At 59.2% G+C, this 12,765-nt stretch carries 10 protein-coding genes; 8 read left to right on the top strand and 2 right to left on the bottom strand.

Annotated features, from left to right (window positions below; translation table 11 throughout):
• Window positions 1–2,055: a polyphosphate kinase 1 gene (ppk1, locus tag OJHNALOF_RS12030; RefSeq protein WP_165662158.1), complete on the bottom strand. Its 2,055-nt coding sequence runs from the start codon at window positions 2,053–2,055 to the stop codon at window positions 1–3.
• Between the two features lie 75 nt (window positions 2,056–2,130).
• On the bottom strand, window positions 2,131–2,631 hold the full coding sequence (locus tag OJHNALOF_RS12035; protein WP_094200726.1) for a glycine cleavage system protein R: 501 nt from the start codon (window positions 2,629–2,631) through the stop codon (window positions 2,131–2,133).
• Between the two features lie 156 nt (window positions 2,632–2,787).
• Between OJHNALOF_RS12035 and OJHNALOF_RS12040 the strand changes: the two genes are divergently transcribed.
• The 8 genes from OJHNALOF_RS12040 (at window position 2,788) to OJHNALOF_RS12075 (ending at window position 12,608) form a co-directional block, all read left to right on the top strand.
• A complete protein-coding gene (locus OJHNALOF_RS12040) occupies window positions 2,788–5,007 on the top strand; it encodes an ABC transporter permease subunit (RefSeq protein WP_094200727.1) in 2,220 nt (739 codons plus the stop codon).
• Window positions 5,008–5,019: 12 nt separating this feature from the next.
• Entirely contained in the window at window positions 5,020–6,669 is a 1,650-nt protein-coding gene (gene pstA / locus OJHNALOF_RS12045; RefSeq protein WP_165662159.1) for a phosphate ABC transporter permease PstA, read from the top strand.
• 32 nt (window positions 6,670–6,701) lie between these two features.
• Window positions 6,702–7,520, top strand: coding sequence for a phosphate ABC transporter ATP-binding protein PstB (pstB, locus tag OJHNALOF_RS12050; RefSeq protein ID WP_094200729.1), 819 nt, complete (start codon window positions 6,702–6,704; stop codon window positions 7,518–7,520).
• Between the two features lie 12 nt (window positions 7,521–7,532).
• On the top strand, window positions 7,533–8,237 hold the full coding sequence (phoU, locus tag OJHNALOF_RS12055) for a phosphate signaling complex protein PhoU (RefSeq protein WP_094200730.1): 705 nt from the start codon (window positions 7,533–7,535) through the stop codon (window positions 8,235–8,237).
• The gene (locus OJHNALOF_RS12060; RefSeq protein WP_165662160.1) at window positions 8,234–8,533 is read left to right on the top strand and encodes a hypothetical protein; all 300 of its coding nucleotides are present in this window, start codon (window positions 8,234–8,236) and stop codon (window positions 8,531–8,533) included. The genes phoU and OJHNALOF_RS12060 overlap by 4 nt, the downstream gene beginning before the upstream one ends.
• 76 nt (window positions 8,534–8,609) lie before the next feature.
• A complete protein-coding gene (locus OJHNALOF_RS12065) occupies window positions 8,610–10,787 on the top strand; it encodes a malate synthase G (protein WP_094200731.1) in 2,178 nt (725 codons plus the stop codon).
• A 187-nt stretch (window positions 10,788–10,974) separates the two neighbouring features.
• Window positions 10,975–12,348 (top strand): MFS transporter, encoded by a 1,374-nt coding sequence (locus tag OJHNALOF_RS12070; protein ID WP_165662161.1) that lies wholly within the window; start codon window positions 10,975–10,977, stop codon window positions 12,346–12,348.
• 110 nt (window positions 12,349–12,458) lie between these two features.
• Complete coding sequence (locus OJHNALOF_RS12075) at window positions 12,459–12,608, top strand: hypothetical protein (protein ID WP_165662162.1); 150 nt, start codon at window positions 12,459–12,461, stop codon at window positions 12,606–12,608.
• Window positions 12,609–12,765: the final 157 nt, after the last annotated feature.

Genomic DNA, 12,765 nt, shown 5'->3' on the forward strand with positions numbered 1-12,765 from the left:
TTACTCCTCCAGCGCTTTGAGGTAATCATAGGTGGCGGTCTGGGAGCGCACCTTGCGCCGGTTGCCCCGGCTGACATAACGGTTGCCCTGGCCGGCGTCCAGCACGCGGGCCTTGGTGGTGTCATTGAGCTGCAGTTCCAGCAAATCCATGACGCGCCGGCGCAAGCTTGGCTCCAGTATGGGCGTGGTGACTTCCACACGAAAGTCCATGTTGCGGGTCATCCAGTCGGCGGAAGAGAGATAGACCCTGGGCTGGCCATTGTTGTGAAACACCATCACCCTGGGGTGTTCCAGATAGCGATCGACAATGCTGATGGCACGAATGCGTTCACTGACCCCGGGCACGCCCGGCAGCAATGAGCACATGCCGCGAATGATGAGATCGACATCTACCCCTGCCTGGCTGGCGGCATAGAGCCGGTGGATTAGCCCCTTGTCGACCAGGTTGTTGAGCTTGAGCACAATGCGTGCCGGCAGGCCCTGGCGGGCGTGGGCGATTTCGGCATCTATCATGGCATACAGCCCTCGGCGCTGGTTGAGGGGAGACACCAGCAGGTGCTGAAACTTGCTGCGGCGATAGGGCTGACGAATAAAGTCGAACACCGCCGCCACTTCCTGGGTGAGTTCCTGATTGGCGGTGAGCAGGGAAAAGTCGGTGTAGATATTGGCGGTTTTTTCGTTGAAGTTGCCGGTGCCGACATGGGCATACTGCACCAGACGGCCTTCTTCCCGCCGAGTGACCAGACACAATTTGGAATGTACCTTGAGGCTGGGCACGCCAAATTCCACCGTGATGCCGGCCTCGGTGAGTTGTTTGGCCCAGTCGATGTTGGCGGCTTCATCAAAGCGGGCGCGCAGCTCGATCACCACGGTCACCTGTTTACCGTTGTTGGCGGCGTCCATCAGTGAATACATGATGCGAGACAGCGACGCTACCCGATACACGTTCATTTTGATGCTGACCACCGCCGGGTCAAAGGACGCCTGACGTACAAACTCGGTGACGTGGCTGAAGCTGTGGTAGGGAAAATACAACAAAATATCGCGCCGGCGAATGGCGTCAAAGGAGGAAGGGCTGTCACGAAACTCCCGGCACTTGAGTGGCGGCAGTGGCCGGTTGACCAGGTGTTGTCGGCCCACGTTGGGAAAGCCGATAAAGTCCTTGAAGTTGTGGTAGCGGCCACCGGGCATGACGGCATCATGATGCTGTATGTCGAGCTTGTGCAACAGGTTGGCGAGCATGTCGGCGGGCATGTCCCTGTCGTGTACAAAGCGCACCGGCAGGGCGGTCAGCCGTTGCTTGAGGCCGTCGCTCATCTTTTCCAGCAGGCTCTGGTCGAGCTGATCCGACAGATCGTATTCCGCGTCCCGGGTCATCTTGAAGGCGTGGGCCGTGATGTGGTCGTAGTCAAAAAAGCCGGCGAACAGCTCGTTCAGGCACAGGCGAATGACGTTGTCCATGATGATGATGCTTTTCTTGCGCCGGCTTTTGCCCGGCGGCAGCACCACAAAACGGGGCAGTACATCGGTGGGAATCTCCACCAGGGCGTAGTGATGATGGTGGTTCTTGCTCATGCCTACGCAGAGGTAGGTATGCTCATCTTTGAGAAAGTGCACCGGATTGATGCCGGCATTCAGTACGATGGGGGAGAGGTAGGCACGGACCTCGTTTTCAAAATAGCGCCTGAGCCAGTGTTCCTGATCGGGGTCGATCTGGGACTCGTTGAGCAGGAAAATATTCTGCCGGGCCAGGGTGACAATCAGCTCCTTGTAGGTCTCGTCGAAGATTTCTCCCAGCCGTACCACCTTTTGCTGAATTTGTTGCAACAGCGAGGCGGCGCCATTGGTCCGCCCACTGTCGGCGTCTATCATCACCCGGCGCTTGACGTCGGCCACACGCACCCTAAAAAACTCATCCTGATTGTTGGAAAAAATGCCCAGAAAGCGTACCCGCTCGATCAGGGGTACGCTCTTGTCCATGGCCTCCTGCAATACTCGCTCATTAAACGACAGCCAGCTGAGCTCTTTCTCCAGGTACCATTTTTCCGTGCCCATTGTGTTTTCCGGTATTTTTCATTTGTCATTTTTGGCACTGTTTATGACAAACAAGTATGACATTTTTATTACGACTCAAATGAGTTCAATGTCAACGACCAGATCGTCGCTCAGGGCCTCCAGACGGCTTTGCAGGTCCCCCAGGGTCTGGCCGTGGGGCAAGGTCAGGGTGCTCTGGGCCTCAAACAGCATGATGCCGGTAACGGGCGCCGGGTGGCTGTCGGTTTTCAGGTTTTTCACGCTGATGTTCTGGCTGTTGAGAATATCGGTGACCTCGTCGACGATACCAACCCTGTCGTTGGCGGTCACCGTGAGTTTCAGCTGTTGGCCACGAAGCGCGGAGCCCTGGCCTTCCACCAGTTGCACCTGAAAGTCTGGCAGGGCCTTCAGCGCCTGTTCCAGGCCGGCGCTGTGCTCGGCGGGCACGCGAATTTCCACAATGCCGGCAAAATAACCCGCCAGCTCGCTCATGGCACTGCCCTGCCAGCTGCCGTGGTGTTTGCGAATAAGGGCGGCCAGTTGCCGGACCAGGCCGGTTTTATCGGGGCCGATAAGGGTGGCGACCAGGGTTTTCATGGTTTCTCTCCTTGAATGACATGATCAGTTCACTGTTCAAGATACACGCCGGCACTTTTTTTTACAGGGTTACTTGCGGCTTTTGTGCTCTGTAACAAAACTGTCATTTCCCCGCCATAGAATGCGGGCAACCGAAAAAGCGAACGGAGTGACGATATGTCGGCTCAAACTCAAACCATGGCTCTGTCGGGAAGCCGTAAGCGCTGGCTCAAAGACAGGCTGGCCCAGGCGGGCGTGACCGCAGGCGGCATCGTCGTGCTGGTGGCGCTGCTGCTGATCTTTTTTTACCTGCTGTATGTGGTCAAGCCCATCTTCGATGGCGCCAGCGTGGAGCCTGTGGGCGAGTTTGCCCTGGACGGCGACGGTGCTCCCCTGGTACTGGGGGTGGAAGAGCAAAACGAGCAGGCATACACCTTCTCCGAAGACGGCACCGTGCATTTTTATTCCCTGCTGGAACAGGGCCGGGTGCTGAGCAGCGTTTCGGTGGAAGGAGAGATCACCACCGCCGCCGCCAGTGACAGCAAGCCGATGGCGGCCTACGGCCTGAGTGACGGTAGCATGCGGGTGCTGGCGCCTAAATTCGATGTCAGCTACCCGGACAATGTGCGTACCATTACTCCCGGCCTGACCTATCCCTTTGGTTCGTCGCCGCTGCAGGTGGACGAGCAGGGCCGGGCGCTGGAGCAACTGAGCTTCGCCACCAATGGCGAAGACCTGCTGGTGGCGGCGGTGGTTGCCGGCGGCGACATCGTACTGACCCGCTTTTCCGGCAAGGAAAATTTTCTCACCGGCGAGCTGGAGCTGAGCCCCACCCAGGTGGCCATTCCCGGCCTGCCGGCGCGGGTGGAGCAGGTGCTGGTCACCCCCAACCTGCGTTTCATGTTCGTTCGCAGCGGCAACGAGGTATCGGTGTATGACGTGCGCAACATCAACAAACTGCGGCTGCGCTCCGTCATTCCCATGAACGCCCGGGGCGGCAACATCTCCGCCATGACGCTGCTGGCCGGCGGTAACTCCCTGCTGGTGGGCAACGACAACGGCGTGGTGTCCCAGTGGTTTGAGGTGGCAAAGGACGGCAAGCGTGAATTTACCTTTATTCGCGAATTCGAGGCTTCCGGTCCGGTGGCGCACATCGCCAACGAGATCAACCGCAAGGGCTTTGTGACCGTCAGCACCCAGGGTGAGGTGGATATTTTCCACACCACCGGAAACAGCCACCTGTTTTCCGAAAAACTGGCCGGTGAGGGCGTGTCTGCCCTGTCCTTTTCTCCGCGCAACAACCTGTTGCTGGTGGCCGAACAGGGCCGGCTGTCTACCTTTGAGGTGGACAATGAACATCCTGAGGTCACCTGGAAGGCGATGTGGACCAAGGTCTGGTATGAAGGCTATCCCGAGCCTCAGTATGTGTGGCAGTCCACCTCCGGCAGCAGCGATTTCGAGGCCAAGCTGAGCCTGGTGCCCATTTCCTTCGGCACCATCAAGGCGGCTTTCTATGCCCTGCTGTTCGCCGTACCCATCGCCATTGCCGGCGCCGTGTATACCGCCTACTTCATGTCTCCCGGGCTGCGCAAGGTGGTCAAGCCCACGGTGGAAATCATGGAGGCCCTGCCTACCGTTATCCTCGGCTTTCTGGCCGGGTTGTGGTTGGCGCCGCTGATTGAAACCCATCTGCCGGGTGTGGTCATGGTGCTGGTGCTGATGCCGGCGGGTGTGCTGCTGACCGCCTTTATCTGGCACCACCTGCCCAAGCACATCAAGAACGCCGTGCCCGACGGCTGGCAGAGCCTGTTGCTGCTGCCGGTGGTATTGCTGGTCGGCTGGGCCTGCTTCGCCTTCAGCCCCGCGGTGGAAAGCGCCTTTTTCGGCGGTGATGCCCGCGGCTTCCTCACCAACGAGCTGGGCATCGGCTTTGACCAGCGCAACTCTCTGGTTGTGGGCATCGCCATGGGCTTTGCAGTCATTCCCACCATCTTCTCCATTGCCGAAGACGCCGTATTCTCCGTGCCCCGGCACCTGACCAACGGTTCCCTGGCGCTGGGCGCCACGCCCTGGCAGACCCTGACCCGGGTGGTGATGCTGACCGCCAGCCCCGGCATTTTCTCGGCGGTGATGATGGGCCTGGGCCGGGCCGTGGGTGAGACCATGATAGTGCTGATGGCCACCGGTAATACGCCGGTGATGGACTTCAGCATCTTCAACGGCATGCGTACCCTGGCCGCCAACATTGCGGTGGAAATGCCGGAAGCGGAGGTGAACAGCTCCCATTACCGGGTGCTCTTCCTGGCAGCCTTTGTGCTCTTTGTGTTCACCTTCCTGTTCAACACGGTTGCGGAGTTCGTGCGTCAGCGGCTGCGTGACAAGTACAGCTCACTGTAAGGGGCGAAACAAATGAGTAAGTGGTTCAAATCAGGTGCGCCCTGGATATGGATGACCGGCGGGGCGGTAAGCCTCAGCCTGGTAGCGGTACTGGGCCTGTTGCTGATGATCGGCTGGCGTGGCCTGACCTATTTCTGGCCGCACACCATCTATGAATGGCAACTGAGCACGCCCGAGGGCGAGCGTTATACCGTTATCGGTGAAATTCACGACCGCGAGGCCGTGCCGGTGTCCCAGCTACGCGGTGCCGGCCTGGCGCTGGAAGGCGTGACCGAAGACAACCTGACCCGTTACCTGGTCAAAACCGGTAACCGGGAGTTCGTGCCCCTGGACTTTCGCTGGATCCTGGAAACCGACATCGTGTCCCGCAGTGAGCCGGGCCAGCTGGCGGTGATCGAGCGCTCCCACAACGGCAATTTTTACGGCTACGTGGAACGGGTGCTGGAAAATGACAGCGCCGTGGCCGGCGACACCCGCGAGCAGTTGCTGGCCCGTATTGAACGGGTAGACGAACTCAATGAGCGCATGAACGATCTGCAGCGCGGCGATATTGGTGCCATCAACCATCAGCTGGAACGGCTGCGGCTGGAGCAACGCAAGCTGGAGCTGGATGGCGAACTCACCGAGGAGGCGCTGGCCGCCATTCAGGCCGAGGAAGCGCAGCTGCGCGCCGACTACCAGGTGCTGGAAAAGGAGCTGTTTGCCCTGCGTGAGGAAGCCCGCCGCGACAGCGTGGTGGTGCGTGACATGCGTGGCCAGGAAGTGACCTTGTCGCTGGGGGATGTGCTGGATGTGGCCTGGCCCAACGACATGAACCTGCTGGCCCAGACCGGACACTGGTTTGGCGAAATGGGCAAGTTCATCAGCGGTGAGCCGCGGGAAGCCAACACCGAGGGCGGCGTGTTCCCGGCCATTTTCGGTACCGTGTTCATGGTGATCCTGATGGCCATTATCGTTACCCCGCTGGGGGTCGTGGCCGCCATCTACCTGCATGAATATGCCGGCAAGAACAACCTGACCAAGATCATTCGCATTGCGGTCATCAACCTGGCGGGCGTGCCCTCCATCGTCTATGGCGTTTTTGGCCTGGGCTTCTTCGTGTACATGCTGGGCGGTTCCATCGACAAGCTGTTTTACCCGGAAGCCCTGCCCACGCCCACCTTTGGTTCGCCCGGGGTGCTGTGGTCGGCACTGACCCTGGCTATCCTTACCCTGCCGGTGGTGATCGTCTCCACCGAGGAAGGCCTGTCGCGCATTCCCGGGTCGGTACGGCAGGGCTCCCTGGCCTTGGGGGCGACCAAGGCCGAGACCCTGTGGCGCATTGTGATCCCCATGGCCAGCCCGGCCATCATGACCGGCCTGATCCTGGCCATTGCCCGGGCCGCGGGCGAAGTGGCACCGCTGATGCTGGTGGGCGTGGTGAAGCTGGCACCCAACCTGCCGGTGGACGGCAACTTCCCCTACCTGCATGTGGATCGCAAGTTCATGCACCTGGGCTTTCATATTTATGACGTGGGCTTTCAAAGCCCCAACGTGGAGGCGGCGCGTCCCCTGGTATATGCGACCTCCTTCCTGCTGGTGACGGTGATCGTGGGACTTAACCTGACCGCCATCGGCATTCGCAACCACCTGCGTGAAAAATTCCGCTCGCTGGATCAGTAAACCGGCCGGCCAACGTTTAGAGGTATAGAAACATGATTAACGTCGCTACCCCCCTTGGTCAGGACTCGACCCTGGATGTCAGCCGCCTGAGCGAGGAGCAGACTGCCCTGGAAGTGCGCGGACTCAACCTGTTCTACGGTGCCAAGCAGGCCCTGTTCAACGTGGACATGAAAATTGCCAAGGGTCAGGTTACCGCCTTTATCGGTCCGTCTGGCTGCGGCAAGTCCACCCTGCTGCGCTGTATCAATCGCATGAACGATCTGGTGGAGACGTGCCGTATTGAAGGAGAGATTCTGCTGCACAACCAGAATATCTACGGCAAGGAAGTGGATGTGGCCGCCCTGCGCCGCCGGGTGGGCATGGTATTTCAGCGTCCCAACCCCTTTCCCAAGTCCATTTACGAGAACGTGGTCTACGGCCTACGGCTGCAGGGCATCAACGACCGTCGCCGGCTGGACGAGGCAGTGGAGCGCTCCCTGCGCGGTGCCGCCCTGTGGGACGAGGTAAAGGACCGGCTGCATGATAACGCCTTTGGCCTGTCCGGTGGTCAGCAACAGCGTCTGGTGATTGCCCGGGCCATTGCCATCGAGCCGGAAGTGCTGCTGCTCGATGAGCCCACCTCGGCGCTCGATCCCATTTCCACCCTGGTGATCGAAGAGCTGATCAACACCCTGAAAGAGCAGTACACTGTGGTCATCGTGACTCACAATATGCAGCAGGCGGCGCGGGTGTCGGATCATACGGCCTTTATGTACATGGGTGAGCTTATCGAATATTCCGATACCAACAGCCTGTTCACCACCCCCAGCAAGAAGAAGACCGAAGACTACATCACCGGTCGCTACGGCTAAGGAGCCTTCAGGATGGACAAGCAGAATCTCAATAAGCATATCTCCGGTCAGTTCAACGCCGAGCTGGAAGGGGTGCTCAACCAGGTATTGGTGATGGGCGGACTGGTGGAGCAGCAACTCAACGACGCCATTACCGCCATTCACGACCAAAACATGGACCTGGCGCGCCAGATCGTGGCCAATGACCACAGGGTCAACGCCCTGGAAGTACAGATCGACGAAGAGTGCACCCGCATTATCGCCAAGCGTCAGCCGGCGGCTTCGGATTTGCGTCTGGTGCTGGCCATTATCAAGACCATTACCGATCTGGAGCGCATCGGCGATGTGGCCAAGCGTATCGGCATGATGCTGCTCGACAACGCCAACAAGAAGCAGCCGCCGCTGGTGTCGATGGAGAACATGGGCCGGCGTACAGTACGCATGTTGCATGAGTCCCTTGACGCCTTTGCCCGCATGGACGTGGAAGCCGCCATTGAAGTGCACAAGGAGGACGACAAGGTGGACCGGGAGTACGAGTCCATCATTCGCGAGCTGATGACCTTCATGATGGAAGATCCCCGCTCCATTCCCCATGTGCTCAATGTACTCTGGTGTGCCCGTTCTCTGGAGCGGGTAGGGGACCGGGTACAGCATATCTGCGAATACATCATCTATTTCGTCAAGGGCAAGGACGTTCGCCACACCAGTGACGAAGACATTCACAGCATGCTGGATTGAACAGCCTGATCATCGCTGAGATGGCTTTGATTGACACCAAAACGCGCTTCGGCGCGTTTTTTGTTTTTGACGTGGCCGAGGGGAGATGGAAAGGGCCGGCCGATGGGGAGAAGGGAAGGCCCCAGAGCGGATCCTGCCTGATCCTGAAGCAGGGGTATAAAACACTGCGCGTAGACATTATCTCATTGAATTGTATTGGACATTACAAAGTGCGTGATTTTTTATTCACAATTTGTGAAGATCCTGTGACCATAAATCGCAATTCCGCTTTGCCTCCACCGGTCTTCACGAGGTAAACTATCGCTCCCAAGCAATCAGGGTTAGTGATCGGAAGATTGAACACTACTGACAACTAGAATAGAAGAAGCAACTATGACGGAACGTACTCATCTCGGCACTTTGCAAGTCGCTACCGTTCTTCATGATCTGGTAGTAAACGAAATCATTCCCGGTACCGGCGTTGAGCCCGCCGCGTTCTGGAGTGGCATGGAGCAGATCGTCAACGATCTGGCCCCCAAGAACCGCGCCCTGCTGGAAAAGCGTGACGCCCTGCAGCAAAAGATCGACGAATGGCACAATGCCAACGCCGGCCAGCCTCACGATGCTGCTGCCTACAAGCAATTCCTGACCGACATCGGCTACCTGGTGCCGGAAGTGGAAGACTACCAAATCACCACTACCAATGTTGACGCCGAACTGGCCACCCTGGCCGGTCCGCAGCTGGTGGTGCCGGTGAACAACGCCCGTTACTGCCTGAATGCCGCCAACGCTCGCTGGGGCAGCCTGTACGATGCCCTGTACGGCAGCGACGCCATTGCCGAAACCGATGGCGCCGAAAAAACCAAGACCCTGAATCCTCGCCGCGCCGAAAAGGTGATTGCCTGGGGTCGCAACCTGCTGGATCAGGCCGCGCCCCTGGCCACCGGCAGCCACGCCGACGCTACCGCCTATCAGGTAGTGAATGGTCAGCTGCACATCACCCTGGACAACGGTGACACCACTACCCTGGCCGATGCCGACAAGTTCGCCGGTTACAAGGGTGACACCGCCGCCCCGGCTTCGGTACTGGTGCGCAATAACGGCCTGCACATTGAGCTGCAGTTCGATGCCGCCAACCCGGTTGCCCAGCTCGACAAGGCCGGCATCAAGGATCTGATCGTTGAAGCCGCCCTGTCCACCATCATGGACTGCGAAGACTCCGTGGCCGCCGTGGACGCCGAAGACAAGGTTGGTGTATACCGCAACTGGCTGGGCCTGATGAAGGGCACCCTGACCCAGAAGGTGAAGAAGGGCGACAAGGAAATCATCCGCTCCCTGAACCCGGATCGCGAATACCTTAACCCTCAGGGTGAAGCCTTTACCCTGCACGGCCGCAGCCTGTTGTTCGTGCGTAACGTGGGTCATCTGATGACCAACGAAGCGGTACTGGACAAAGACGGCAACGAGGTGCCGGAAGGCATCATCGACGGCCTGGTTACCTGCCTGATCGCCATTCACGATCTGAAGGGTAACGGCAAGTTCCGTAACTCCCGTACCGGCAGTGTTTACATCGTCAAGCCCAAGATGCACGGCCCCGAAGAAGTGGCCTTTGCCGTTGAGCTGTTCGAGCGCATTGAGCAGGTACTGGGTCTGGCCAAGAACACCCTGAAAGTGGGCATCATGGATGAAGAGCGCCGTACCAGCGCCAACCTGAAGTCCGCCATTTATCAGGCTCGCGAGCGAGTGGTGTTCATCAACACCGGCTTCCTGGATCGCACCGGTGACGAAATTCACACCAGCATGGAAGCCGGCCCCGTTGTTCGCAAGGGCAACATGAAGCAGCAGGCCTGGATCCAGTCTTACGAGAACAATAACGTGGACGTGGGTCTGGCCGCCGGCCTGCAGGGCAAGGCGCAAATCGGCAAGGGCATGTGGGCGATTCCCGACAACATGGCCGACATGCTGGAGCAGAAGATCGCCCACCCGCTGTCCGGTGCCAACACCGCCTGGGTTCCGTCTCCGACCGCCGCTACCCTGCACGTGACTCACTACCACCAGGTGAACGTGAAGTCCCGTCAGGATGAGCTCAAGTCCCGTGAACCGGCCAACCTGGATGACCTGTTGACCATTCCGCTGCTGACTCAGGCCGACAGAGATGCCCTGACCGCAGAAGAGATTCAGAACGAACTGGATAACAACGCCCAGGGCATTCTGGGTTATGTGGTTCGCTGGATCGACCAGGGTGTTGGCTGCTCTAAGGTGCCCGACATCAACCACGTGGGCCTGATGGAAGACCGCGCCACCCTGCGTATCTCCGCTCAGCACATCGCCAACTGGCTGCGTCACGGCATCTGCTCCAAGGAGCAGGTAATGGAGTCCATGAAGCGCATGGCCGCCATTGTGGACCAGCAGAACGCCGGTGATCCGCTGTATCGCAACATGGCGCCGGGCTTTGATGGCGTGGCTTTTGAAGCCGCCTGCGCCCTGGTATTTGAAGGCACTACCCAGCCCAGTGGTTACACCGAGCCGCTGCTGCACGCCTACCGTCGCAAGCTGAAAGCCCAGGGCTAACAGCCGCGTTCAGGCAAGTTAAAACCCCCGGCCCCAGGCCGGGGGTTTTTGTTTTTGCGGGACCGCCGAGGGGCATGCTTCGAGAAAAGTGATCCATCCCCGATATTGAGCGCTCAAGACTTGTTCAGGGCCGCCGAATGCTGTCACTCTGAACGCCTTTGTTTTCACGTTCAGACCGTTACCCGCCATGATAAAACGTCTGGTCATATCCCTGTCGTCGCTGATCTTCAGCGTCTTTCTGCTGATGGGGGGCAATACCTTCGTGATGACCCTGCTCGGGGTCAATCTCGGACTCAAACAGGTGGAGCCGACGCTGATCGGCAGCATCATGGTGTGCTATTCGGTGGGCTTTATGCTCGGCTCCCTGTACGGACCCGGGGTGATCAAGCGGGTCGGGCACATTCGCGCCTTTGCGGTGTTCAGTGCGGTACTGGCCAGCTCCACGCTGATTTTCCCGCTGACCGACAGCATCATCGTCTGGGCGCTGCTGCGGGCGCTGAGCGGCATTGCCGTGGCCGGCAGTTTTGTGGTGATTGAAAGCTGGTTCAGTGCCGTGGCCAGCAGTGACAACCGCGCCACCCTGTTTTTTGCCTATCAGATCTGCGCCTATCTGGCGGCCACCGCCGGTCAGTTGCTGATTGGCTTTACCGATCCGGCCGCCTTTGTGCCTTTTACCATAGGCGCCATTCTGCTGACCGCCGCCCTGGTGCCGCTGTCACTGACCCGCATGGATGCGCCCACGGTGGAGCACAGCGAACGCATCAGCCTGAGATCCATCGTGCGCAGTGCGCCGGTGGGGCTGGTGGCGGCCCTGTGCAGTGGGGTGCTGATCAGCAGCTTCTACTCCATGGCGCCGGTGTATGCCATTCAGGTGGGATTGCCGGTGGATCAACTGTCCTGGTTTATGGCGGCCTCCATCTTTACCTTTATCCTGTTCGCCTGGCCCCTGGGACGGCTGTGTGACCGCCTTAATCGCGGCACCATCATGCTGGCCATCAACCTGGTTATCGCCCTCAGTGCCGCCGGCGTGATTGTGGGGGGCGGCTATCATATTGGCATTCTTATCGGTTTCTCCGCCCTCTACATGGGCATGGTGGCGTCCATTTATCCGGTGGCGGTGGCCATTACCAACGATCGCATGGAGGCGCACCATATTGTGGCCGCCAGCACCACTCTGCTGCTCAGTTACGGCCTCGGCAGCTCGCTGGGGCCGCTGTTCAGCTCCGGCATGATGACCTGGCTTGGTCCTCAGGGGCTTTACCTCGGCTGCGGTGGCGTGGCCCTGCTGCTCAGCGGCTACACCCTGTGGTGGCAGTGGCGCACTCCGGCGGTACCGGTGGCCGAGCAGGCCGCTTATATTGCCACCCCGGCAGATACCCCGGGTGTGATCACCGAACTTGACCCCCGTAACGACGAGTTTGTGGACGTGCCCATGGAAGAGGTTTTTCCGGATCTGGAAGAAGAAGCGGTGGCCCAGGCGCAGGCCAGCCAGATGGAGCTGGAGCTGAGTGAGCCGGCGCCGGCGGCCGAGGATGATCTCGAGGCGCAGCCCCGGCCGTGATTGGCATTCATTGTTTAAATTCTGTACTGTCATCAAACCGTCAATCGGTATGGTTACCCTGAGTTCGGTTTCAATCAGTGAGGACAAGTCCAGTGAATAATGTGCCGCGTATGAGTGCTGTCTCTGCCCCGTCGCCCTGCATCTGGTCGGCGGACGATTGTTACCCTGCCAAAATGCTGCACTGGCTGCAGCAACAGTCTGCCGAGGCCAAGGTGACCCCCGTGGTCACCGAGCCCGAGCCAGAGCTGGAAGTCGTCTGAATTTTGACCCCTGAATGCCGCCCCGGTCGTGCAAACGGCCGGGTTTTTTCTTTTTAGGGCTGCATCACTGCCTTCGCCATTCCCCTTGCTTTCAATCCTCGTTAGACTTGGGCCTGAATTCTGACAACGGGCGTCAAGCCCGCACCCAGCAGGAAGC

Origin of the sequence: Oceanimonas sp. MB9, assembly GCF_011319775.1 — a bacterium.
Classification (GTDB): domain Bacteria; phylum Pseudomonadota; class Gammaproteobacteria; order Enterobacterales; family Aeromonadaceae; genus Oceanimonas; species Oceanimonas doudoroffii.